Below are 23,353 nucleotides of genomic sequence, written 5' to 3' on the forward strand. Positions count from 1 at the left end.
GCACGCCATCTCGGACGTACGGGGGAGAAAGCTTATGTTTGAGTCGGCAGGAGAACGGCACATGGCGCATGGTCATGCAGCGCACCCGGTGGGGATGCGGCTCAATCACCTGCAGGACACCGCGGGCGGCGGTGGGCCCGACCTCGCGCACTCTTCGGACGAGAAGAAGACCGCAGCGGACACCCTTCATAACGACATCGAGCCCAACACCAAGAAGGCCGGGGCCTGGGCGGACGACGACACGGCCGCCGTGGTGAAGGCGTTCGATGCAAAGGATGGGCACGGCTGGCTCACGTCCAGTGCTGTGAGCAAGGCACACAAGACCTGGGGCGAACAGGTCCAGAACTTTCTCAACCGGCTGGCGGGGGACGAATCGGCCCTCCGGTACAGCAACACCGTGTTGACCGGTACGGACATCGGCGTGAGCAGCACAACGCGCAAGGTGTCCGTCTTCGACACGTACTCACCACCCCCGGAGCAGTAACGGACAGCCGAACCCTCTCGCACGCCACCAGAATCAACGGGGACCCATGCCGACGTACCACGAGATCCTGACGACCGACCTGTCCACGCTCACCACGGCCGCCGACCACGGGACGGCATGGCGAAGGAGCTGCACAAGCAGGAGACCGCGTACCGGCGTGACGTACACGGCATCACCCTGCGCCCGACGTTCGTTGGCGAGAGCCAGCAGTTCGCCAACGCGCGTTTCGGTGTCCGGCTCACGGAGTTCCAGAACGCCCAGACGGAGGCCAAGGCGATCGCCTCGCTGCTCCGTGATGCGCACACCCAGTTCGTGGACCTGCGCAAAAAGCTGGAGTCGGCCCGGAAGGACGCGATCGCCGCGGGCATGAAGGTGTCCGACCAGGGCGTGGTCTCGTACGACACCGAGAAGCTCAGCCAGGGGGAGAAGCAGGAACTGGCCCATGACCCCGACTCGCAGGAGAGCGTCCGCAAGTCCGTCGCCTCCTGGCAGGCCCGGATCGACCAGTGTGTGAAGAACGTGAACGACGCCGACAAGGGCGTCGAGGTCGCCTTCACCGCCGTCGTGAAGGGTCCTGACATGGGCGACGGCACGGTCCCCGGCTTCAACGGCAAGGCCCAGGGCGACATCGAGAAGTACGAAGCCCAGGAGGCGGACGACATCGCCCGGCGGGTCGCCAGGGGCGACAAGGTCTCCGCCGCCGACCTCGCCGAGCTGCAGCGCGACTTGCGGGACAACAAGGGCGACAAGGCTTTCAGTCAGACCTTCCTGAACGGGCTGGGGCCGGACGGGGTGATCCGGTTCACCAACCGGCTCGACGACCTTGCGTACTTCGATGACACGAAGCACAAAAGTACCTACCTGGAGATCAACGGCGGCCTTGCTGACACCCTGGCGACTGCCACGAACGTCCCCGACTTCAAGGACGCCAACGGCAGGCATCTGCGCTTCGGTACCCAGGCGTACAACGACGCGTTCCAGGCGTGGACGAAAACGGACGACGCCCGGTTCTACAACAAGTGGCGCGCGGCGCTGCGTGAACACGGCGACGACAAGTACGCCCTCAACGCAGCGGGCGACAAGATGGACCTCGGGTACGGACACGGTCAGGAGATCCGCGGCTACCAGAGCCTCGCCACGCTCATGCAGCAGGGGCACGGCTACTCGCCCCAGTTCGTCGCGGACGTCACCGACGACATGATCGCCGCGGAGAAGAAGGACCCCAATATCTGGGATCTGTACGGCAAGTTCAGCAACAAGGACGGCGATGGCTGGTTCGCGAACGACCCCGTCGACGGCGCCCTTGAGGTCATGTCACGCAATCCGGAAGGAGCGACCGGCTATCTCGACCCCGGAACCGCCGCCGGCAAGGACCGCTTGGACTACCTCCTCAGCCACCGGGACTGGAACGTCATCCACACCACGCACGAGGGCGCCAAGACCGACTACGTGGGACCCGACGTGGCGGACAGTGACGCCCGCAAGGGCTTCGGCGATGCCTTGGAGGCCGCGACGACCGGCCAGGCGCCGGGCGGCTATCATCCAGTCGGTCAGCACACCGAGCCTCAGGCCCGCATCCTGCAACACACCATCGACACACTGAACTCGGTGAACCAGGCGAAGAACCTGCCGACGAACCTTACGCTTCCGCTGGCGCATATCCTGACGGCATACACGCCGGACACCCATGAGATCAACGCCCAGTCGGATTCCCGTTTTGAGCTCCCCCCGGGCAACACAGGCTCGGTCTGGAGCGACAAGAACGGAGCACACATCACTGTCGCGCGGGACTCCGTTACCAAGATCATGCGCGGAATAGCCAATGATCCCACGGCGTTCGGGCACGTCTACGCTGCGGAGCAGCACCACGCTCACGACCTGTTGGCCGCTCTTCCGCGGAACGCCGACAAGACGGTGATCAGTAATCGCATCACCGACTGTTCGCGGGCCATGGGTGCGTATGACGGAGTCCGCGCCGACATCATCTTCGCTGCGCGCTTCAATAAGACGCAGTGGGCCGCCGACTTCAACCACGGCCTCAGTAGTTCACTCAGTACCGCACTGATGTTCAAGCCGAAGAACGCCGAATTCCTCGGCCCAGCCGGAGATGTGGCTTCCAGAGCCCTTGACCTGTACACGTACGAATCGAACAAGGAGCACGTTGCCGAAGCGAACCTCAAGGCCACGCAAGACAACGTCAAGCTCTACGCAGCCGGACAGCACGACGTGGAGAACATGGTCAGGATGTGGGGCCAGAGTCGCGGCCACGACATCAACAGCGAGTGGACGAAGCAATTGGTCCACGTCGGCCAGCAGGACTACAACTTCGGCCGTGACCGGGCGCTCGACGTTCTTCGAGCCGACCGGTGACGCCGAAGGGTGACACCGCCCGAACGGGAAGAGCACGATGAAGATCTTTGCAAGCCGCAGGCGGCGCCGGGTCGGCTGGTCCGTGGGCGGCATTCTGCTGGCCCTGTACATCGTGGCGCAGGCGCTCTACAGCACCGGCGTCTACGCGTCCTGGCGGGATCAGCGGTCCCTTGACTCGGCATGCGGCGGCACCCTGGCTCAGGGCGGCCTCGGTGATGCGCTGAATTCCTCGCATATGCGTGCCAGGGCCGCCGACGACTCGGAGTACCTGGCGGCCTGCCTGATCAACAGGCCCGACACAGGCCGGCATGGCGGTGCTCTCCAGCTCATGCTCCGCTGGAGCGATCAGTCGGCCACATCCGAGGCTCTCGCGTCGTTCAGCAGGAGCGCCAACGAGCTCCAGGGGCAGGCGGCTCCGCTCGGCAACGGCTGGCCGGGCTTCGTCCGGTACGACGGGTCAGCGCAAGTTGTGGTCGCCCTTGACTGCCAGAACAACAAGGGCAGGGCTCTGGTGGCATACGGCGACCTCATCCAGTGGCCGGAGGACGCCAAGACGAAGGAACCTGTGCTCACTGGGCTCGGCAGAGTGACGACGGAATCGGCGCAGAAGGCGGCTGCCAAGTACGGGTGCCATGCGCAGGGCGGCAGGCAGCTGACCCATGTCTCGCTCCCGTTTCCGGGTGGGAAGACAGCCCCTCAGCAACTTACGCAGGCCCAGGGCTCCTGCGTCGCGCTCCGAGGACTCGCCGGCCAGGCGTCCGACGCCGGAACGCCCGACTTCGTCGAGTACCCCGCGGACGCGCACACGCCGCAGGTCAACTGCTACCTGTTCACACCGGCAGGGAAGCCGGGTTACGGGCTGTACGCGTACTACGGTGTCGTCGCCAAGGACTTTGAGTCGCTCAATTCGACTAACCGCAGTAACGACTACGCCCTGGCCACCGCCAGGTGCCCTCAGTCGGATCAGGAGGCGATGTTTGTGCTTTACCACCTCTACGACCGGAGCACCGACAGCTACCCTGTCCGCCATTACTCGGAGGCGTTCGCCAAATCCGCATTGAAAGCATTCGCCGAGCACGAGGCAGAGCAGCGCGGCTGCACCGATGTGAGGATGATGTCCCAATCGTGAGGCGATGCCAGGCCCTCGCAGCTGGTTGATCTGATGAGCTTTTTCGCTGTGTTCACCAGCACCCAGCCGTGATTGTCAAAGGCGGCCCTGACAACATTCCTGCTGGTCGAATGGTGCGGCAAACAGAACGGAGTCAGGTCACCTATGAGCTCGTAACACGATCTTGTTGATGTCTGCTGGTCACGCGTGCCCGGCACGAGGACTTCGCCGTTCGTAAGGTGTGGGGACCAGCCATGTGTCGGCGACGGCTGAAACGATTCACGCGTCGCCGACACGAGCGGCCAATCGATCCACACACCCACCTTGGGACAGTCTCACTACACCCCCATGGTCACCACCTGCCCAGCTCAGGCGGGGCCGTCCCGGGGCCGTCGGAGGGTGCTCAACGACGACCGACGCCGACAACCACCGGTGGCTAAGTCGCAGGTCCCAGCGTTGATCGATTACGCAGCTACAGGTCAGAGACCGGCCCTTCACTTCTTCGGCTACTGATCGTGCGAAGCTTGATCGCAGGTTCCGGGATGACGGCCCGGTTCCCCGACCTGTCACAGGCCAAAAACGTCCCCCTCGATGAGATGAGCAGGCCGATCGCGATCAGAACGGCCGGCAGCAGGACGTGACCCCACCGGCTGAGCGCCTTGGCGGCCAGGGGGGCGAGTGGCGAAGAAGCTCCCCGCGAAGCACCAAACGGCAATACGGATCAAGAACACGACGGCATACACGCTCATGCCGCCCACACCGGCTGTGGCGCAATACGAGGACGTAGATGCCGATGTTAAGGCCTGCCCGGCCGCCTTGAAGTCCGAGCGCCGGCGGCAGCAAGCCGAGGCAGGGGGATGACCGGACTCGGGCAGGAAGGTCGCGCGGAACCCTGCGGCGACGGCCACGGCGAGGACGGGGGCGAAGCCGAGGTACTGCCAGCACGATCCGGCGTGTTGCACCGGATGTTCCGCCCCCGGGCGGAGAACAGCGACAGGACCAGGATGTCGTCGATGTAGGTGACGGCGAACAGGCCGGCCGCCTGTCCGACGATGCCCAGGTTCACAGATACGGTCCTTCCCGGTCGCTCACATTGGGCCCTACCGGCCGTGCGACAGCTCACCGACGGCTAGGCCCCAACGCGAACGCCCAGCAGCACGGGTGACCACATGGCCTGCGCCGTCAGGGACCACCCAGGCACTGACGCTTACCGGTACGGGGTCAGCTGGCCCCGGCAAGCTTGAGCAGCACGTGCAGATCGTGGGCGGCGGCGAAGGCGCACAGGGCGCTGGAGCCGACCAATACGGCGGCCGCGGCCAGCGACAGCAGCGGGTGATTCAGCAGCAGCATGGAGGTGCGCGGTGCCGCAAGCAGCGCGGCGACCCGGCGGGGAACGGGACCAGGCGTGGTCAGGGGGGTGCGACGCCTGCCGAGCAGGCCGAGCACGGCTCCGGGAAGACGACGGCGGGACGGGTGCTTGGCCGTTGCCAAAGCTGCTTTCCCGACCGCACGGGCTACCTGGCGGCGGTCACGGCAGACAGTCGCGGCACTCTCGTCCGCCCAACGCTCCACGGTGTACGTGACAGCCGTCGCCACCGGCTTCAACAGCGGGTTGACCGCGACGGCCAGATGGATTGCGGCGACGAAGGCGTAGTGGTGGCAGCGCAGGTGGGCGGCCTCGTGCGCGAGCATCGCCTCACGGTCGGCGTCGTCAAGCGCCGCCAGCATGCCGGTGGAGACGACGACCCGGCCGGGAAGGCCAGGCAGCGCGTACGCCTCGGGGGCGTCCTCGTCAACGAGGACCAACCGGTCGTGGCCTGGGAGGCAGGCTGCCTCAAGGGTTGCGGCGGCCAACGCGCGTATCCGGCGCCAGAACATGCGCACGCCCGCCGCTGCGGCAGCGGTCAGCACCACGGCCGCGGCAACCGCCTCGATCATGGTCACGGAGTCACCCGCACGCACGGTGGCCGATGACCAGTTCCCCAGGCGCGCCGCCGGCGACCAGCGCACCAGACCGGCGACCGCCAGCACACCGAGGGCTGCCGAACTCAGAGCGGCCAGGGCCAGTGCACACGTGGTGAGCAGCCAGGTCGCCAGGCGCGGTTCGAGACGGTCGGCCAGTGGTCGGGCAGCCACCGCGGCGGGCAGGGGGAACAGCAGCGGCAGATAGACCAGCAGATGCATCAGCACGGTGATCAACCCTTCTCCGGCAGTCCTCCCAGGAGCTGTCGCAGGAGTTGTTCGTCCCCGGCGGAGAGATCTTCGACGAATCGTGTGAGCACCGCTTCGCGGTCGCCATCCGCCTCCAGCACCTGTCGCATCCGCCGCGCGGCCAGGCCGTGCGTGTCGTCGACGGGTGTGTACGCGTACGCCCGGCCCAGCTTGCTGCGGATCAGCAGCCCCTTGGCGAACATGCGGGACAGCACTGTGACCACCGTGCTGTACGACAGGCTGTCGTCGATGTGCTGGAGAACCTCACCAGGGGTCAACGCTTGCTGCGCGGACTGAAGCAGGGTGAGTATCTCCGACTCCAGCGCGCCGACCGCTCGGCGGTTACCTGGAGACCGTCCCGTGTTCACCGGTTGGCTACCTTCCCCGCTATCGTCTACAGTTTCGTAGACGTTCTACATCACGTAGAAGTTCACCGCCAGGCCTGCCGTCCGCTCCGGCGCACAGCACGCCCGGCGGCCACCGGACGGCGCACACCATCAGCATCCCAACTTTTGCACGCACGTAGATTCTCGCGAGTAGGGGATGTCGCACGGGCCCGGCCTAACAGACCTGAGCACCTGGGAGAGTCCACCCGATGATGCACCTCGCATTCGACGGCTCCGGCATCGACGGTTCGCTGTTCACCACCATCACCGGCCTCGCCCGCCATACGAAGTGGCTCAACACACCACTCGCTCTGTGGACCAACGCAGGCCTGGGGGTCTTCGCGGTCCTCATGGTGGTGGGTTGGTGGAACGCCCGCCGCCGCGACGCCCACGCCATGACCCTTGCCTTGGCCGCACCCGTCGCCGTGGTGGTCGCCTTTGCCGTCGCCGAAGTCGCGAAGAAGCTGGTAGCGGAGGTGCGGCCCTGTTACTCGATGCCCCACGACTACTTCATCGACGCCTGCCCGACTCGCACCGACTACGCCTTCCCCAGCGGCCACAGCACCACCGCCTTCGCCACCGTCGCCGCCCTATGGCTGCTCGACCGCCGCCTCTCCGCTGTCGCTGCCGTCTTCGCCTTCTTCGAAGGCTTCACCCGCGTCTACCTCGGCGACCACTACCCCCATGACGTGATCGGTGCGGCCGTGCTCGCACTGCCCGTCGCCTACCTCGCCAGCCGCATCGTCGGACGCGCCGCCGTTCCCCTCGTCAGCCGTCTGCGGACCGGAGTCCTGAGCCCTGTGCTCACCGCAACTCCCGCCGGAGCCCACGCCGCCCACTGAGCCGCCGGCAACCGTTTCCCAGACGCCCTGCGACGCGGCAGCGCTCCAGACGCACACATCGGTGGGCCACTGGCGTGCCGCCCACGTCGGCCGGCATTGGTCGTGGTCTCACTTCCGGCCTCATGCACACACGTACCGCCCGGTCTGGATGAGCACCAGAGCGGGTCCCGTTCCAAGACGAAGGCAGTTGGAAAGGGTGTTGGCCAGGTGGTGAGGGGGGCGGGGTCTGCGGCCTGCAACATAGTCCCGAGGTGGCTCCCGGGGACCTTTGTGCCCACCCCCCTTGACCGCGGACCTCGAAGGTTCTCTGACCGGTCTCTCTCCGCCAGGCAAGCTAACAGCAGACACTGACACCCGCCTTGCGGTTGGCGCCGCTGGGCGGACGTGCCAGACCCGTGCCAAAGGGTACGGGGAGCCGCAGGGAACACCGGGTCACAACTCGGCTAGCGACCAGGCGCCGGCATCGCTCTCGTGCAGGTCCCGGCCATCGCTCGCCGATCGCCTTGGCTTCCCAAGCTCAGAACCCCTCAGCTCGGTTCCGGATGCAAGGACGGTTCCGGTAAACCCTCACGGCGAGGTTCGCCCTCCAGAAACGTTGCTGCTTCCCCGACCGTTTCGTGGACGGGCAGGACCTGGTCCGCACCGGTCAGCTCCAACACGCGCAACAGATCGGGTGGCACGCTTGCCAGGGCCAGGGATGCGCCGTTGTTCGTTGCGATCCTGTGCGCCGTCAGGAGAGCGTTGAGGCCGGCGGAGTCGCAGAACGTCACTCCCGACAGGTCAAGGACGACATGCGGGATTCGCTCGGCGATGAGATCACCGAAGAGCGTCACATAGACCGGTCTGGTCAGATAGTCCATCTCGCCGATGACTCTGCCTACGAGGCAGTTACCTGCAAGAGTCCTCACTATCGAGGGCGCGTCAGGCACAGCGATCCACCACTCCCACACCGGCATAGGGGCGTTGCGGACCCAACGCCCGCAGGTCGTTTCCCCTGGTTGTCACCAGACAAGCGCCTTTGCGCAGCATGAGGAGGCAGGGGCGGACAGTTACCCTCCGCCCCTGCCTTGGCCTGCCCGAACAGCCACCCATCGCCCACTGCACGGTCAACTACGGCCTTCGGCTCCGGCCCGAACCAAAGGCCGAGCACCAAGGCATGTGGGCACAAACCCACGCCTCGCCAGGCGCTGTGAACCGGGTTACCAGTTCTTGACGTTCCCATGCCAGGAAGGCATCCAGCCGGGCTGATTTCGTCACCAGATCCCCCGCATCGACCCATCAGAAGGTCACACGACGTAGAGACGGCCTGGACGCGGGCCCGGCCGTCTCAGTTCCCGTTTCATCCACGTGCAGCGCCGTTCAGACGGGTCCACCGGTAGAGATCACACCGGCACGCGTCCACCCATGAACGCAGGTGAACGGCCCTTTACGTCCCCCAGCAAGGCACCAACAGACTTGGAAAGCGTGCACACCCTCAGAGGCTTTGGAGAGGGGGGTGGTGTCGGAGCTTCACGAAGTCCCGGACCAATGCGGCTCGGGGACCTCTTCTGAGCCACCCCCCTTGGTCGCGTTGTCGCCGTACAGCGACAGCAGACCGCCCCAACGCTCTGAAGATACGGGCGGATACTGACGACGGCGCTGCCCCGCAAGCGCACCCGATAGACCAGGGAGCAGCGGGGAACCACAGTGAAAGTCACCAGCCCCCATGGCTCGATGCCGGCTTTGACTCGATCTGTGGGCGCTGATCGGCTTGGCCCATGGCGGTGGACCCCGGCGAGTACGACGAGGCAATGCCACTCGTGGCAGCCCACCTCGCGAAGATCGAGCGCTTCCGCCTGGAACGCGTGTCTCTCTCCCAGAAGAGTCTCACGCACAGTCACAGAATGGTCACGAACTGGAATATGCGGCTGATCGGGTGGCTGATCACCAAGAAACTGTCACTCCGTGTTTGCCGGGATTATCCGGCGCCCTGTGTACTGGGGAGCCTCAGGGGCGAGGGGGTGGGGAATGACTACTTACCGTTTCAATCCGCCGCCGGGTTGGCCTGTGCCGCCCGCGGGATGGATGCCGCCGCCGGACTGGCGGCCCGACCCTTCGTGGCCCCCAATGCCGGTGGGATGGCAGCTGTGGGTTCCTGAGGTCGACTCCACCACCGACGCCCTCGCTGTCGGCCCTGCCACGGGAGCCTCCGCAGTGTCGGCCACGGTCACGGTGCCGCCGCCTCGAAAGGGAGGGCTGTTCGGGCGTCGGCGTTCGAATGCCGTGTCCGAGGTCGAAGAACTGCGCGCGTGGATCGCAAAGACTCAGGGGCTGGATGCCGCGCGGGTCGCCGATCTTGTGCGGCAGGTCGAGGCGGAAGCCGCCGCGCTGCGTGAGAAGGCGTCCGCCGAAGCCTCCGAGGAGAGCGGCGACGCCAACGGCTCGTTCAAGCAGATCGCGACCTCGTCGTCGCTGTCGGCGTCCGGCTCGGCGATGAAGGTCAGCGAGATCGGCTCCGGCTACCAGCCCGGCTCGCAGGCCTGGTACGACCAGGTCATCGCGGTCGACCCGAACGACCCGAACCACGTCTACCTGGGCCTCGAGGAGATGTTCGAGTCCCGCGACGGCGGCGCCACCTGGAAGGCGATCGGCCGGTACTGGAACTTCGGCATGAAGTGCTTCTCGTACGACCCCGCCGAGAACACCTGCGACGGCGACGTGATGCACTCCGACCAGCACGCCCTCGCCTTCTCGCAGTGGAAGGGCGGCACGCCGGAGGTGTTCGTCGGCAACGACGGCGGCGCCTACGCCCGGCCGACCGCCCAGACGACCGCCGGCTGGCGCAACCTCAACGAGTCCGGCACCCTGCGCGACCTGCAGTACTACTCGGTGCGCGCGGGCCGGATGACCGACGGCAGCGGCGACGCGGTCTGGGGCGGGCTGCAGGACAACGGCGTCTCCCTGCTCGCGCCCAAGGGCGCCACCTACCAGGGGCAGCAGCTCAACCCGAACGGCGAGATGGTCTCCCCGTACGGCGGTGACGGCGGCGACCAGCTGGTCAACCCGGACAACGGCTGCCAGACGGTCGGCGAGTACGTCGACCTGGCGCTGCAGATCACGAACAACTGCGGCTACACCGCGAGCGACGACGGCTCCGAGGACGTCATCACCGACATCGCGCCCGGCGACCCGGGAGCCCGCTTCACCGCGCCGTTCGGCGCGGACGAGACCGACCCGAACGGCCTGTGGGTGGCGGGCGGCCAGTACGTCTGGGGCAACACCAGGACCTGGCAGAGCACCTCCGGCGCCGACTGGACCAAGCTCTACGACCTGGGCGCCGGCCACTCCGCCTCGGCGGTCGTCAGCCGCAACCATGTGACGTGGGCGGCCTGGTGCGGTCCCTGCTCCGCGGTCGACGGCACCTTCGCGCGAGGCATCGCCACCGACTACGGCGGCACCTGGCACCAGGTGAGCCTGCCCGCCGCCTTCCCCGACCGCTACGTCTCCGGCCTGGCCATCGACCCGTCCGACGCCTCCGGCAAGACGGTCTACGCGGTGATCAACGGCTTCTCGCGGCACTGGAACGAGGGCCCCGGCGCGGGCTACGGCCACGTCTGGCGGACCACGGACGGCGGCGCGACCTGGACGGACGTCAGCGGTGACCCCGCCGCCTCCGACTCCTTCCCGGACGCCCCGGCCAACGCCGCGCTGATCACCAAGGACGGCACGCTGGTCGTCGCGACCGACCTGGGCGTGTTCACCAGCACCTCGACGGGTCACTGGGCCCGCCTGGGCACCGACCTGCCCACCTCGCCGGCGGTCTACCTCGCGCCGAGCCCGGACGGCGGCCAGGTGTACGTGGCCACGCACGGCCGCGGCATCTGGAAGACCCCGACCCCGTAACGCCGCACCCCGTCCCCACCGCGCCCTACCCGGCAACCCGTCAAGGCCATCGGGTAACGGCGCCACGAGGCCCCCGGTCCGCACACGGTCCGGGGGCCTCGGCCTTGCGCGGCGATCGGTCACCGGGCAGGCGCGGGGCGGGATCCACACCGCGGCTTTCACCCTGCGAGCGGTGGCCGGACAGCACCCGCCCGTCGCCCGGTCGGCCCCCCTCATGCGGCTCCGCGCGCCGGCCTCCTCGTAGGGTGAACCCGTGACTGCCACACAGCCCGTCGCCGGCACGCGCGGGGCCCGCCACCGAGTGGTGCGCCCCGCCGTGCTCGTCGCGCTGTTGCTCGGGCTGTTCCTCATGCACGGCGGTCCCGCCGCGGCGGCGAGCGGCTGCCACGGGGGCATGCCGGACGCGGACGTCGGTTCCGCGGTCCTGCACCCGGCCCCGGCCGCGCTGGCCGGACACCCGGCGGACCACTCCGGCATGGCCGGACATCCGGCCCACCACTCCGGCTGGACCGACCACTCCGGCCGGTCCGATTACTCCGGCAGGGCCGATCACTCCGGTACGGCTGCGCGCCCCGCCCATGAGACCAGGGCGGCAGGCGGCACCCACGCCTCCCTCCCGCACGGGATGCAGCGAGGGGCCGCACCCGTGGCCGTCAAGGTTCCGGTCCACGCGGGCGAGGGCGCGCGGGGTGCGCTGTGTCAGGCCACGACCAGCCGGTCCGAGATGCCGGTGCCGCCGGTCGTGGCCGGTGTTCTCGTGGTGCCGGTCGTCCTGCTGGTGCCGTGGGGGCGGTCGGGGGCGGACGGCGCCCGGCGGCGTGGTCCGCCGGGGAGCGGGCGTGAGCTGTTGCTTCAGGTGTGCGTCGCGCGGACGTGACGAGACCTCCGGGATCCGGCCGGCCCAGCGCCGCGGTCCCGCACGGCTCTCCTCCGTTCCTCCGCGCCGTCCCTCGGCGCCCACCTGGAAAGACACACACATGTCCCAGCGACTTCGCAGGACCCGTCACACCGTCGCGGCGGCCGCCGTCACCGCCGCCCTCACCCTGAGCCTCGCCGCCTGCGGCTCCGGCTCCGACTCCGGCTCCGGCTCCGGGCACGGCTCCGGCATGGCCGGCATGGAGCACAGCGCCATGCCGTCCCCCTCGGCGTCGGACGACTCGATGGCTTCGATGCCCGGTATGGAGCCGGCGGCCGCCGGTGACGGTCTGGCCGCCGAGAAGAGCGGTTACCGGATGACCGCCAGGAGCGCCGGCCTGCCTGCCGGGAAGGCGGCCGGCTATCGCTTCGGCATCACCGGCCCGGACGGCAGGCCCGTCACCCGCTTCGCCGTCGACCAGACCAAGCGGATGCACTTCTACGCCATCCGCTCCGACCTCACCGGGTTCCAGCACCTGCACCCCACCATGGGCGGTGACGGCACCTGGACCGCGCCGCTGGCCGCGCTGCGGCCGGGCACCTGGCGGCTGTACGCCTCCTTCGTCCCGGACAGCGGCGCCGGCAAGGGCAAGAGCTTCGTGCTCAGCCGCACCGTGCGAGTGCCCGGTACGGCGACGGCCTCGCCGCTGCCGAAGGCGTCCGGCACCACCACCGTCGACGGATACACGGTGACAGTGAAGGGCGCACCGATGGCAGGCATGGCGCACCAGCTGACCGCCACCGTCACCCGGAACGGCAGGCCGGTCACCGACCTCCAGCCGTACCTCGGCACCTACGCCCATCTGACCGCCTTCCACCAGGACGACCTCGCCTTCGCCCATCTCCACCCGGAGACGGAGGCGGACGGCGGCCACGGCGGACCGACGCTCTCCTTCCACGCCGAGTTCGCGCGGTCCGGCGACTGGCGGCTGTTCCTCCAGTTCCAGACCGGGGGCACGCTGCACACCACGGCCCTCACCCTGCACGTCGGCTGATCCGGTGGTGCGCCCTGGCCGCGGTCGCGGGCAGGGCGCACCGCTCCCCCGGCGTGTCATGCCCCGGCGAGCGTCACATCTCCTCGGGTGCTCCGGATCCGGCGCGGGCGGCCGGTGCGGCAGGGGGCCGGCGGCGAAGCGGGCGTATCCGGGGGATCAGGGCCGGTACCTGCGCGCGGTAGGCGTCGTAGGCGGCTCCGAACTGCCCGGCCATCAGGGCGTCCTCGGCCCGGACCCGTCTCAGCAGCCAGGGGACGGCAACCGCCAGGATCGCGATCCAGACGCCGAAGCCGTCGGCGAGCATGCCGCCGACGACCAGGCCGAGCAGCCCGGTGTAGATGGGGTGGCGGACCAGCCGGTACGGGCCGTCCGTGCGCAGCTCGTGGTGTTCCCGGACCGTGGGGATGCTGGACCACATGGTGCCCAGCACCCAGCGCGCCCACAGCAGCAGGGCGGTGGAGGCGACGGCGAGCAGGCCGCCGAGCAGCGCCAACTCCGGCTGCCAGTACCGCAGCTGGCGCCAGAAGCCGCCGGTGTGCCGGACCAGGGCGGAGAAGAGGACCGCGCCCGCGAGCAGCGTCAGCCGGTGCGGCAGCGTGCGGCGCAGTCCGCGTATCCAGCCGCGCGGACCGGCGTGGCCCTTCACGCCGAAGTAGACGGCGCCGGCGAGCCAGGCCGCGACGAAGACCCAGACGCAGACGACGATGAGGACGACGAGCGCCGCATGAAGCGAGGAACCCATGGCTCCAGACTGCGCCGCGCGGGCCGGCGATCACCAGCACCCGGGGGCCGATGGAGAAACCTCCGCCGCCCTGCACCCGTGGGTGGAGCCGGGGTGCGGTCGACGGGACGAACCCGCAGGTGGGTGGTGCGCGCAGGGCTCCCCTTAGGCTTCCTCCTGTAGGAGAGTCGCTTCGGAAAGAGGTCCCGTTGAGCTTCTGGTCGATCTACCAGCACGGCTTCGCGCGCGTCGCCGCGTGTACGGGCCACACCGTCATCGCCGACCCGCGTGCCAACGCCGAGGCGGTCCTGCGCCATGCCCGCCGCTGCGCCGACGAGGGCGTCGCCGTCGCCGTGTTCCCCGAGCTGTGCCTGTCCGGGTACGCGATCGACGACCTGCTGCTGCAGGACGCCCTGCTCGACGACGTCGAGCAGGCGCTCGCCACGATCGTGGCGGAGTCGGCGCGGCTGCTGCCGGTGCTGGTCGTCGGTGCGCCGCTGCGCCACCGCGACCGGATCTTCAACTGCGCGGTGCTCGTGCACCGGGGCCGGATCCTGGGCGTCGTACCGAAGTCGTACCCGCCGAACTACCGGGAGTTCTACGAGCGGCGGCAGATCGCGGGCGGTGACGCCGAGCGCGGCGGAACGATCCGGCTGGGCGGCGCGGAGGTGCCGTTCGGCGTGGACCTGCTCTTCGCGGCGGCCGACGTGCCCGGCCTGGTGCTGCACGCGGAGATCTGCGAGGACATGTGGGTGCCGGTGCCGCCGAGCGCGGAGGCGGCCCTCGCCGGCGCGACGGTGCTCGTCAACCTCTCCGGCAGCCCCATCACCGTCGGGCGCGCGGAGGACCGAAAGCTGCTGTGCCGCTCGGCGTCCTCGCGCTGCCTGGCGGCGTACGTCTACGCGGCGGCCGGGCTCGGCGAGTCGACCACCGACCTGTCCTGGGACGGCCAGACCCTGGTCTACGAGAACGGGGTGCTGCTGGCCGAGACGGAGCGGTTCCCGCTGGGCGAGCAGTACGCGGTGGCCGACGTCGACCTGGACCTGCTGCGGCAGGAGCGGCAGCGGATGGGCACGTTCGGCGAGAACGGCCGCACCCATGCCGCGCGCACCGGCGACTTCCGCACGGTGTCCTTCGAACTCGCCCCGCCGGCCACCGCCGACCTGGGCCTGCGCCGCCGCCTCGAGCGCTTCCCGTTCGTGCCCGCGGACGCCGACCGTCTCGCCCTGGACTGCTACGAGGCGTACAACATCCAGGTCGCGGGGCTGCAGCAGCGGCTGGCCTCGATCGGCGGCCCGAAGGTGGTCATCGGCGTCTCCGGCGGCCTGGACTCCACGCACGCGCTGATCGTCGCCGCCCGGGCGATGGACCGCGCCGGCCGCCCGCGCAGCGACATCCTGGCCTTCACCCTGCCCGGCTTCGCCACCAGCGACCACACCAAGGACAACGCGCACCGGCTGATGCGGGCCCTCGGCGTCACCGCCGCCGAGCTGGACATCACGCCGACCGCGCGGCTGATGCTGAAGGAGATCGGCCACCCCTTCGCCTCCGGCGAGCCGGTGTACGACGTCACCTTCGAGAACGTCCAGGCGGGCCTGCGCACCGACTACCTGTTCCGGCTCGCCAACCAGCGCGGCGGCATCGTCCTCGGCACCGGCGACCTGTCCGAGCTGGCGCTCGGCTGGTCGACGTACGGCGTCGGCGACCAGATGAGCCACTACAACGTCAACTCCGGTGTGCCCAAGACCCTGATCCAGCACCTCATCCGCTGGGTCATCAGCAGCGGCCAGTTCGACGAGGAGACCGGCAGCATCCTGGCCGCGATCCTCGACACCGAGATCAGCCCGGAGCTCGTGCCCGGCGAGGAGCTGCAGTCCACCGAGTCGAAGATCGGCCCGTACGCGCTGCACGACTTCACCCTCTTCCACGTCCTGCGCTACGGCTTCCGCCCCTCGAAGATCGCCTTCCTGGCCTGGCACGCCTGGCACGACAAGGACGCGGGCGCCTGGCCGCCCGGCTTCCCCGAGGACAAGCGGGGCACGTACGACCTCGCGGCCATCCGGCACTGGCTGGAGGTGTTCATCCGCCGCTTCTTCGCCTTCTCCCAGTTCAAGCGCTCGGCGATGCCGAACGGCCCGAAGGTCTCGGCGGGCGGCTCCCTCTCCCCGCGCGGCGACTGGCGCGCCCCGTCGGACGGCACGGCCCAGGCCTGGCTGCGGGACCTGGAGCGCTTCGACCTCGACGAAGCCGCCCGGTAGGGGGCCCGGCATGCGCTGGACGATCCACGGCGAGCGCGCCCTGTACGACACCCCGTGGCTGCGGGTGCGCTCGCTCGACGTGGAGCAGCCGGACGGCACCCGGACCGACTACCACGTCGTACGGCTGCGGGACCTGGCGGTCGCCGCGGCCGTCGACGACCGGCAGCGGGTGCTGATGCTGTGGCGGCACCGCTTCGTCACCGACACCTGGGCCTGGGAGCTGCCCATGGGTCTGGTGGAGGACGGGGAGACGCCCGAGGCCGCCGCCGCGCGGGAACTCCGGGAGGAGACCGGCTGGCGTCCGGGCTCGATGCGGGAGCTGGTCTACGCCGAGCCCGCGGCGGGGATCACCGACTCCCGGCACTTCGTGTTCCGCGCGGACGGTGCGCGGTGCGTCGGCGCGCCGACGGAACGCAACGAGTCGGACCGCGTGGAGTGGATTCCGCTCGCCGGCCTGCGCGGCATGATCGCCCGGCGGGAGATCGTCAGCAGCGCGACGCTCGTGGGCGTGATGGCCCTGCTGCTGGACCTGGAGTGACGGCCGGCCCCGCCGTGGTGCCGATGGGACAGCCGACGCCGCTGTGGTGCCAGACGGGGCGGCGCCGCCCGGTGCAGCGACCGGGCAGGCAGACGCCGCTGTGGTGGCGGGCGGGCCCGCGCCGTCCGGTGCCCGGTGGGCGGCCGACGCCACCGTGGTGCCGGGTCAGGTGTTCCAGGTCTCGTCGTACGGGTCGTGCGGCACCGGGACCGGGCGGGCGGAGACGACCTTCAGGTAGGGGATGGGGCCGTTGTTGACCGGGTCGTGGGTGAGGCGGGGGGTGTAGGCGCCGGTCACCTCCATCCAGGCGTCCGGGCGGAGCACCGGGGGCAGGTCGCCGGTCAGGGCGATCTTCACCGGCTGGGCGTCCGCGGCACAGCAGTTGAGGGCCATGCGGACCAGGTACGGCGCGCCCGTGCGGTCCAGGGCGAGGAAGCCGGTGACGCGGACCGTGCGGCCCTTCAGGGTGCGGCCGTGGCCGTAGGCCGCGCGGGAGGCGTAGTCGATCACGGAGAGCGGGGCCGGGTCGGCGGCGGGCAGCTTGCCGTAGACGTACGTCTTCTGCAGGGCGGTGCCGGAGCGCAGGGCGCTGTAGGAGCCGAGGGCGGGCGGCGCGACGAGGATGAGGCCGAGCAGGGGCAGCAACAGCAGCCAGGACACCCGGGGTTCGGGGTGCGCGTGGTGTTCCCCGCGGGCCGGTGCCGCCTTGGCGCGCCGGCGCTCGTACCAGACCGTGGCCAGCGCCGCCGCGATCAGGACCGCGCCGGAGGCCAGCAGCAGCGGACGCAGGCCCGGCTTGACGTACCGCAGATACAGGCCGGTGCTGCCCGCGTGCAGCAGGGCGGCGCCGAGCAGGAACATGACGGCGGACTGGGACTGGCGGTTCACAGCAGCACCGCCCCGGTCACGAGCCCGCCCGCGACGGCCAGCGCGAACGTGGCGGGGGCGAAGCGGAGGGCGAAGCCACGGCCGAAGGTGCCGGCCTGCATCGCGAACAGCTTGAGGTCGATCATCGGGCCCACCACCAGGAACACCAGCTTGGCCGTCAGCGAGAACTGGGTGAGGGAGGCCGCGACGAACGCGTCCGCCTCCGAGCAGATGGACAGCAGTACGGCGAGGACGGCGAGGGCGAGCACGGAGAAGACCGGGTTCCCGGCCGCCGTGCGCAGCCAGTCCGCCGGGGTCGCCGCCTTGAGCGTGGCCGCGGCCATGGCGCCCAGCACGAGGAAGCCGCCGGCGTGCACGGTGTCGTGCCGTACCGAACTCCAGAATGCCTCCCCCTTCGTCGCGCCCTCGTGCGCGCCGTGGGCCGGCGGGCGCAGCCAGTCGGTGCGGCCGAGCCGCTGCCACAGCCAGCCCATCGCGCAGGCCACCAGCAGGCTCGCGGCGAACCGGCCCAGCACCATCTCCGGGTCGCGCGGGAAGGCGACGGCGGTGGCGGTCAGCACGACCGGGTTGATCGCCGGGGCGGAGAGCAGGAAGGCCAGGGCGGCGGCCGGGGTGACGCCTCGCCGGACGAGGGCGCCCGCCACCGGCACCGACGCGCACTCGCAGCCCGGCAGCACCGCGCCCGCGATCCCGGCCACGGGCACCGCCAGCGCCGGGCGGCGCGGCAGGGCGCGGGCGAAGAACGCCGGGGGCACGAACACCGCGATCGCCGCCGACAGCAGCACCCCGAGGACGAGGAACGGCAGCGCCTGGAGCGTCACCGCGACGAAGACCGTCATCCAGCTCTGCATCAGCGGGGTGCCGAGGAGCCCGCGGATCGGGGACTGGGCGAGCACCGCCAGCAGCAGGACCAGCGTCAGCACCAGCGGGGAGGTGATCCTCGGGCTGCCGGGGCCGGGCGGGGAGCCGACGTCGGCGCCGGGCGGGGCGTCTTCGGTGATGGCCACGAGCGGTTCCCTCCGGCTGGCTGTCCTGGTTCGCTCCCTCCCCCTGGGTACGCGCATCGTCCCCCGTGTGTTCACATCGCCGCTGGAACCACTCCTCTCCTTGGGGCAGTCTTTTCCCTCGTGGCGAGCGTTCCGTATCAAAGTGGGCCCAGCGCCCCGCACATGGTGGTGGCCGGGGACGACGGGCTCGCGCACCGGCTGGCCGCCGAACTGCGCGGGGTCCACGGCGAGCAGGTCACCCTGGTGGTGCCGCCGAACGAGCGCACCGCACGCCCTCCGGTGGTCGGCCGGGCCCGGTCGGCGTCGGCGGCGCTGTTCGACCGGATGGTCAGCGCCGCGGTCGGACGCGGCCCGGGCGGCACCGGCACCGCGGGCACGGCGACGGCAACGAGCGCCAACGGCGGTGACACCGCGCGGGTGTTGACCGCCTACGAGATCACCGAGGCCGTGCTCGCGGAGGCGGGTGTGGAGCGGGCCGCCGCGCTCGCCCTCGTCTACGACGACGACGAGACCAACATCCGGGCCGCGCTGACCGCCCGCCGCCTCAACCCGCGCCTGCGGCTCGTCCTGCGCCTGTACAACCGGCGGCTGGGCCAGCACATCGAGGAACTCCTCGACCAGGCGGCCGCGTTGGCGGCGGGCGGCGGCGAGGGCGACGCCGGTGCGGACGCGTCCACCACGGTGCTGTCCGACGCCGACACCGCCGCGCCCGCGCTCGCCGCCACCGCCGTCGCCGGCACCAGCAAGGTCGTGCAGACCGAGGGACTGCTGCTGCGGGCCGTGGAACGGCAGGCCGGCACCGGACTGTGCACGCTCGCCCTGCTCTCCCCCGCCGGTGCGGACCCCGGGCACGGCGGGGAGCAGGAGCCGCGGCTGCTGCCGGACGACGACGAGGTACGGCAGGCCGCCGGGCGGACGGCCGTGGTGCTGGAGCAGGTGTCCTCGGCGGGCGGCGGCGAGTCGGCGGCGCCCGGCCGGGGCGGGGTGCCGCCGCTGGCCTCGCTGTTCTCGCGGCGGCTGCGGTGGTCGCTGGCGGGCATGGTGGCGTGCGTGGTGGCGCTCGCCGTCGCCCTGTGGGTGGTCACGCCCGGCATCCATCCGCTGCGGGCCTTCTATCTGACCCTGCTGGACCTGTTCGCGATCGACGACCCGGCGCTGGGCGCGCCGCTGGGCCGGCAGATCCTCCAACTCCTCTCCGGTCTGGTCGGGTTGCTGCTGCTTCCGGTGCTGCTGGCGGCGGTGCTGGAGGCGCTGGGCACCTTCCGCACCGCCTCCGCCCTGCGCAAACCGCCGCGCGGGCTCGGCGGCCACGTGGTGCTGCTCGGGCTGGGGAAGATCGGCACCCGGGTGCTGACCCGGCTGCGCGAGCTGAACATCCCCGTCGTGTGCGTCGAGTCCGACCCCGAGGCGCGGGGGCTCGCGACCGCGCGGCGGCTGCGGGTGCCGGTGGTGCTCGGGGACGTCACCCAGGAAGGGGTCCTGGAGTCCGCCAAGATCCACCGGGCGTACGCGCTGCTCGCGGTGACCAGCGCGGACACCACGAACCTGGAGGCGGTGCTGTACGCGCGGAACGTACGGCCCGATCTGCGGGTGGTGCTGCGGCTGTACGACGACGACTTCGCCACCGCCGTGTACCGCACCCTGCGCGCCGCCTATCCGCAGGCGCTGACCCGGAGCCGGAGCGTCACGCATCTGGCCGCGCCCGCGTTCGCCGGGGCGATGCTGGGGCGGCAGGTGCTCGGCGCCGTCGCGGTCGAACGCCGGGTGCTGCTGTTCGCCGCCGTGGACGTCGCCGGGCATCCCCAGCTGGAGGGCCGCACGGTACGGCAGGCCTTCCGCGCCGGGTCCTGGCGGGTGCTGGCGCTGGAGGGCCGCACCGACACGGCGCCGGACCACGTGCTGGAGAAGGGGGACCGGGTGGTGGTCGCCGCGACCCGCCGGGGGCTGGCGGACCTCCACTGAGCCGCCGGCCCGCGCCGGGCCCTCGCCCCTACGCGGGCAGGTGGCGTTCGGCGAAGTCCAGTTCCAGCCTCACCTGCTTGATGCGTTCGTCCACCACCAGGGAGCCGTGGCCGGCGTCGTAGCGGTAGACCTCGTGGACGGCGCCTCTGGCCTCCAGGCGCTTGACGTAGTTGTCGATCTGGCGGATCGGGCAGCGGGGGTCGTTGACACCGGCCGAGATGTAGACCGGGGCCTTCACCTGGTCGACGTAGGTGAGCGGGGAGGAGGCCTCGAAGCGCTCGGGGACCTCCTCGGGGGTGCCGCCCAGCAGGGTGCGGTCCATGGCCTTCAGGGCTTCCATCTCGTCGTGGTACGCGGTGACGTAGTCCGCGACGGGCACGACCGCGATGCCCACCGCCCACGCGTCGGGCTGGGTGCCCAGGCCGAGCAGGGTGAGATAGCCGCCCCAGGAGGCGCCGGTGAGGACCAGGCGGCCGGGGTCGGCGAGGCCGGAGGAGACCGCCCAGTCGCGGACCGCGGCGACGTCCTCCAGCTCGATCAGGCCGACCCGGTGCTTCAGCGCGTCGGTCCAGGCGCGGCCGTAACCGGTGGAGCCGCGGTAGTTGATGCGGATCACCGCGTAGCCCTGGTCGACCCAGGCGGCCGGGCCCGCGGCGAAGGCGTCGCTGTCGTGCCAGGTCGGGCCGCCGTGCAGGTCGAACACCGTGGGGAGGGGGCCGGTGGCGCCCGCCGGCTTCTGGACGAGGGCGTGGATGCGGCCGCCGGGGCCCTCCACCCACGCGTCCTCCACCGGCACCGACGGCGGGCAGGCCAGGCCGGGCGGGTCCAGGACCACACCGCCGGACGTGGAGCGGACCGCGGGCGGCTCGGCGGCCGACGACCACAGGTACTCCACGCTGCCCTCGGGGCGTGCGGTGGCGCCCGAGAGCGAGCCGCGCGGGGTGGGGATGCGGGTCAGCTCGTGGGTCGCCAGGTCGTAGCGGAACAGCTCGCTGCGGGCCTCGAAGCCGTGCTCGACGAGCAGGGCCGAGCCGTCCGGGTACCACTCGGCGCTGACGTCGCCCGGCAGGTCCAGGGCGAGGTCGGTCTCCTCCCCCGTCGCCACGTCCCACACCAGCGGCTCCCAGCGGCCCCGGCGCTGGTGGCCGATGAGCAGCCGGGTGTCGCCGTCGACCGGGGCGAAGCCCAGCACCTCCAGGCCCAGCTCCTCGGTGCCGCCCTTGGTGTCGTCCAGCTCGGCGACCGGGGTGCCGTCGGGGCGCAGCACGCGCAGCGCCGCGTGCATGGCGTCGCCGTGCTCGGTGTGCTCGACGGCGATCAGGGAGCCGTCGTGCGAGAGGTCGCCGACGCCCGCCGACTCGCGGTGCCGGTAGATCTCCACCGGGTCCTCGCCCTCTCGGGCGAGGTGGATCGTCGTACCGTCCTCGTCCGTGGAGCGGCCGACGACCGCCGTGCGGCCGTCGCGGGCCAGGGCGAGACCGGCCGGGTAGGAGGGGGCGAGACCGGGGACGGCCGGCTCGTCGGCGCCGCCGCCGAAGGGCTGGCGGCGCCAGATGCCGAACTCGTCGCCGTCCTTGTCGTCGAACCACCAGATCCACGCGCCGTCCGGGGAGAGCACGCCGTCCGTCGTGCCGTTCGGCCGGTCGGTGGCCTGGCGCTGGGCGCCCGTCGCACGGTCCCATGCGTACAGCTCGTACGTGCCCGTCGCGTTCGACACGAACAGGCAGCGGTCCGGTGCGTCCTCCGCCCAGTCGGGCAGCGACACCCGCGGCGCCCGGAAGCGCTTCTCCCAGTCCGGCATGCCGTCCGTGCCCCGCACGCCCGGCCCGTTGCTCTCGCTCATCTCCCCAGTCATGCGCCCATACTGCCTGGCCGCACCGACAATTGGGTGGCGGGTGCGCGCAGCCTGTGGATAACTTCTCGATCATGACCACAGAGACGTCGTCCCCGTCCGCACCCGACGGCTGGCGCGAGGACAACCGGGCCATGTGGGACGAGCGTGTGCCCGTGCACGTCGCCGGGGAGTACTACGACCTCGACGGCTTCCGGGCCCGCCCCGACGTGCTGCGCGACTTCGAGAAGGACGAGGTCGGCGACGTCACCGGCAGGACGCTGCTGCACCTGCAGTGCCACATCGGCACCGACACCCTCTCCTGGCTCCACCGCGGCGCCGCCCGCGTCGTCGGCCTGGACTTCTCCGCGCCGGCCGTCGAGGCCGCCCGGTCCCTCGCCGCCGGCCTCGGTCACGGGCCCGAGCGCGCCGCGTTCGTCACCGGCGACGTGTACGACGCGGCCGAGGCCGTGCCCGAGCCGTCGTACGACATCGTCTACACCGGGCTCGGCGCCCTGTGCTGGCTGCCGGACGTCCGCCGCTGGGCCGAGACCGCCGCCTCGCTCGTCGCGCCCGGCGGGTTCCTGTACCTCGCCGAGTTCCACCCGATCACCGAGGTCCTGGACGGCGAGACCGGCACGCGCGTCGTCCGCGACTACTTCGACCGCAACGCCCAGGTGTGGGACGAGCCCGGCAGCTACGCCGACCTGACCGCCGCGACCGTCCACAACCGCAGCGTGCAGTGGCAGCACACCCTCGGCGACGTCGTCTCCGCGCTCGCCGCGACCGGGCTGCGGATCGAGTTCCTGCACGAGCACGACGTGTCGCTGTTCCCGCGCTTCGCGAACTTCGAGGTGCGCGACGGCTACCACCGCTTCCCGGCCGACCATCCGCGCATCCCGCTGATCTACTCGCTGAAGGCCACGAAGAGCCGATGACCGACCCGCGGGCGGGG

Annotated in this window: 19 protein-coding genes; 12 read left to right on the top strand and 7 right to left on the bottom strand. The window is 70.6% G+C overall.

Annotation, left to right across the window (positions count from 1 at the left end):
* The first annotated feature begins 61 nt into the window (after positions 1 to 61).
* The 3 genes from ACGFZN_RS08610 to ACGFZN_RS08620 all read left to right on the top strand — a co-directional run bounded on the left by ACGFZN_RS08610 (position 62) and on the right by ACGFZN_RS08620 (position 3,983).
* Positions 62 to 484, top strand: coding sequence for a hypothetical protein (locus tag ACGFZN_RS08610; protein ID WP_393857739.1), 423 nt, complete (start codon positions 62 to 64; stop codon positions 482 to 484).
* 117 nt (positions 485 to 601) lie between these two features.
* Positions 602 to 2,854 (top strand): hypothetical protein, encoded by a 2,253-nt coding sequence (locus ACGFZN_RS08615; RefSeq protein WP_393857740.1) that lies wholly within the window; start codon positions 602 to 604, stop codon positions 2,852 to 2,854.
* 37 nt (positions 2,855 to 2,891) lie between these two features.
* Entirely contained in the window at positions 2,892 to 3,983 is a 1,092-nt protein-coding gene (locus ACGFZN_RS08620; RefSeq protein ID WP_393857741.1) for a hypothetical protein, read from the top strand.
* Positions 3,984 to 5,183: 1,200 nt separating this feature from the next.
* Here the strand turns inward: ACGFZN_RS08620 and ACGFZN_RS08625 are convergent.
* Together ACGFZN_RS08625 and ACGFZN_RS08630 are read right to left on the bottom strand one after the other, a co-directional pair.
* Positions 5,184 to 6,152 carry a M56 family metallopeptidase gene (locus tag ACGFZN_RS08625; RefSeq protein WP_393858105.1) on the bottom strand — a complete coding sequence of 323 codons (969 nt, stop codon included), beginning with the start codon at positions 6,150 to 6,152 and terminating at the stop codon, positions 5,184 to 5,186.
* 5 nt (positions 6,153 to 6,157) lie between these two features.
* Positions 6,158 to 6,541 carry a BlaI/MecI/CopY family transcriptional regulator gene (locus ACGFZN_RS08630; protein WP_393857742.1) on the bottom strand — a complete coding sequence of 128 codons (384 nt, stop codon included), beginning with the start codon at positions 6,539 to 6,541 and terminating at the stop codon, positions 6,158 to 6,160.
* Between the two features lie 227 nt (positions 6,542 to 6,768).
* Here ACGFZN_RS08630 and ACGFZN_RS08635 point away from each other — a divergent pair, with 227 nt between their 5' ends.
* Complete coding sequence (locus ACGFZN_RS08635) at positions 6,769 to 7,401, top strand: phosphatase PAP2 family protein (protein ID WP_393857743.1); 633 nt, start codon at positions 6,769 to 6,771, stop codon at positions 7,399 to 7,401.
* A 527-nt stretch (positions 7,402 to 7,928) separates the two neighbouring features.
* Here the strand turns inward: ACGFZN_RS08635 and ACGFZN_RS08640 are convergent.
* Complete coding sequence (locus ACGFZN_RS08640; protein WP_393857744.1) at positions 7,929 to 8,357, bottom strand: STAS domain-containing protein; 429 nt, start codon at positions 8,355 to 8,357, stop codon at positions 7,929 to 7,931.
* Positions 8,358 to 9,158: 801 nt separating this feature from the next.
* Between ACGFZN_RS08640 and ACGFZN_RS08645 the strand changes: the two genes are divergently transcribed.
* The 4 genes from ACGFZN_RS08645 to ACGFZN_RS08660 all read left to right on the top strand — a co-directional run bounded on the left by ACGFZN_RS08645 (position 9,159) and on the right by ACGFZN_RS08660 (position 13,193).
* Positions 9,159 to 9,539 carry a hypothetical protein gene (locus tag ACGFZN_RS08645; protein ID WP_393857745.1) on the top strand — a complete coding sequence of 127 codons (381 nt, stop codon included), beginning with the start codon at positions 9,159 to 9,161 and terminating at the stop codon, positions 9,537 to 9,539.
* Positions 9,540 to 9,663: 124 nt separating this feature from the next.
* Positions 9,664 to 11,283, top strand: a complete 1,620-nt coding sequence (locus tag ACGFZN_RS08650; protein ID WP_393857746.1) for a WD40/YVTN/BNR-like repeat-containing protein — start codon at positions 9,664 to 9,666, stop codon at positions 11,281 to 11,283.
* Positions 11,284 to 11,536: 253 nt separating this feature from the next.
* Entirely contained in the window at positions 11,537 to 12,160 is a 624-nt protein-coding gene (locus ACGFZN_RS08655) for a hypothetical protein (protein ID WP_393857747.1), read from the top strand.
* Between the two features lie 100 nt (positions 12,161 to 12,260).
* Positions 12,261 to 13,193 (top strand): hypothetical protein, encoded by a 933-nt coding sequence (locus tag ACGFZN_RS08660; RefSeq protein WP_393857748.1) that lies wholly within the window; start codon positions 12,261 to 12,263, stop codon positions 13,191 to 13,193.
* A 73-nt stretch (positions 13,194 to 13,266) separates the two neighbouring features.
* Here ACGFZN_RS08660 and ACGFZN_RS08665 read toward each other — a convergent pair whose 3' ends face one another.
* A complete protein-coding gene (locus tag ACGFZN_RS08665) occupies positions 13,267 to 13,935 on the bottom strand; it encodes a methyltransferase family protein (RefSeq protein WP_393857749.1) in 669 nt (222 codons plus the stop codon).
* 188 nt (positions 13,936 to 14,123) lie between these two features.
* Here ACGFZN_RS08665 and ACGFZN_RS08670 point away from each other — a divergent pair, with 188 nt between their 5' ends.
* Positions 14,124 to 16,172, top strand: a complete 2,049-nt coding sequence (locus ACGFZN_RS08670) for an NAD(+) synthase (protein ID WP_393857750.1) — start codon at positions 14,124 to 14,126, stop codon at positions 16,170 to 16,172.
* A gap of 10 nt (positions 16,173 to 16,182) precedes the next feature.
* Positions 16,183 to 16,710 (top strand): NUDIX hydrolase, encoded by a 528-nt coding sequence (locus ACGFZN_RS08675; protein ID WP_393857751.1) that lies wholly within the window; start codon positions 16,183 to 16,185, stop codon positions 16,708 to 16,710.
* A gap of 165 nt (positions 16,711 to 16,875) precedes the next feature.
* Here the strand turns inward: ACGFZN_RS08675 and ACGFZN_RS08680 are convergent, their stop codons facing one another.
* Together ACGFZN_RS08680 and ACGFZN_RS08685 are read right to left on the bottom strand one after the other, a co-directional pair.
* Positions 16,876 to 17,598, bottom strand: coding sequence for a TIGR03943 family putative permease subunit (locus tag ACGFZN_RS08680; RefSeq protein ID WP_393857752.1), 723 nt, complete (start codon positions 17,596 to 17,598; stop codon positions 16,876 to 16,878).
* Positions 17,595 to 18,605: a permease gene (locus ACGFZN_RS08685; RefSeq protein WP_393857753.1), complete on the bottom strand. Its 1,011-nt coding sequence runs from the start codon at positions 18,603 to 18,605 to the stop codon at positions 17,595 to 17,597. The genes ACGFZN_RS08680 and ACGFZN_RS08685 overlap by 4 nt, the downstream gene beginning before the upstream one ends.
* Before the next feature lie 162 nt (positions 18,606 to 18,767).
* Here ACGFZN_RS08685 and ACGFZN_RS08690 point away from each other — a divergent pair, with 162 nt between their 5' ends.
* The gene (locus ACGFZN_RS08690; RefSeq protein WP_393857754.1) at positions 18,768 to 20,567 is read left to right on the top strand and encodes an NAD-binding protein; all 1,800 of its coding nucleotides are present in this window, start codon (positions 18,768 to 18,770) and stop codon (positions 20,565 to 20,567) included.
* A 28-nt stretch (positions 20,568 to 20,595) separates the two neighbouring features.
* Here ACGFZN_RS08690 and ACGFZN_RS08695 read toward each other — a convergent pair whose 3' ends face one another.
* Positions 20,596 to 22,410, bottom strand: coding sequence for a prolyl oligopeptidase family serine peptidase (locus ACGFZN_RS08695; RefSeq protein WP_393858106.1), 1,815 nt, complete (start codon positions 22,408 to 22,410; stop codon positions 20,596 to 20,598).
* 83 nt (positions 22,411 to 22,493) lie between these two features.
* Between ACGFZN_RS08695 and ACGFZN_RS08700 the strand changes: the two genes are divergently transcribed.
* A complete protein-coding gene (locus tag ACGFZN_RS08700; protein ID WP_393857755.1) occupies positions 22,494 to 23,336 on the top strand; it encodes a class I SAM-dependent methyltransferase in 843 nt (280 codons plus the stop codon).
* Positions 23,337 to 23,353 lie beyond the last annotated feature (17 nt).

The sequence above is a fragment of the Streptomyces sp. NPDC048192 genome, assembly GCF_043202415.1.
Taxonomy (GTDB): Bacteria; Actinomycetota; Actinomycetes; order Streptomycetales; family Streptomycetaceae; genus Streptomyces.

What these genes read in the sequence shown, in the direction of transcription:
- ACGFZN_RS08660 (WP_393857748.1), top strand. Translation starts at nt 12,261, where the DNA reads ATGTCCCAGCGACTTCGCAGGACCCGTCACACCGTCGCGGCGGCCGCC.
- ACGFZN_RS08620 (WP_393857741.1), top strand. Translation starts at nt 2,892, where the DNA reads ATGAAGATCTTTGCAAGCCGCAGGCGGCGCCGGGTCGGCTGGTCCGTG.
- ACGFZN_RS08695 (WP_393858106.1), bottom strand. Translation starts at nt 22,410, where the DNA reads ATGAGCGAGAGCAACGGGCCGGGCGTGCGGGGCACGGACGGCATGCCG.
- ACGFZN_RS08665 (WP_393857749.1), bottom strand. Translation starts at nt 13,935, where the DNA reads ATGGGTTCCTCGCTTCATGCGGCGCTCGTCGTCCTCATCGTCGTCTGC.
- ACGFZN_RS08645 (WP_393857745.1), top strand. Translation starts at nt 9,159, where the DNA reads ATGGCGGTGGACCCCGGCGAGTACGACGAGGCAATGCCACTCGTGGCA.
- ACGFZN_RS08700 (WP_393857755.1), top strand. Translation starts at nt 22,494, where the DNA reads ATGACCACAGAGACGTCGTCCCCGTCCGCACCCGACGGCTGGCGCGAG.
- ACGFZN_RS08640 (WP_393857744.1), bottom strand. Translation starts at nt 8,357, where the DNA reads ATGCCGGTGTGGGAGTGGTGGATCGCTGTGCCTGACGCGCCCTCGATA.
- ACGFZN_RS08610 (WP_393857739.1), top strand. Translation starts at nt 62, where the DNA reads ATGGCGCATGGTCATGCAGCGCACCCGGTGGGGATGCGGCTCAATCAC.
- ACGFZN_RS08615 (WP_393857740.1), top strand. Translation starts at nt 602, where the DNA reads ATGGCGAAGGAGCTGCACAAGCAGGAGACCGCGTACCGGCGTGACGTA.
- ACGFZN_RS08635 (WP_393857743.1), top strand. Translation starts at nt 6,769, where the DNA reads ATGATGCACCTCGCATTCGACGGCTCCGGCATCGACGGTTCGCTGTTC.
- ACGFZN_RS08690 (WP_393857754.1), top strand. Translation starts at nt 18,768, where the DNA reads ATGGTGGTGGCCGGGGACGACGGGCTCGCGCACCGGCTGGCCGCCGAA.
- ACGFZN_RS08675 (WP_393857751.1), top strand. Translation starts at nt 16,183, where the DNA reads ATGCGCTGGACGATCCACGGCGAGCGCGCCCTGTACGACACCCCGTGG.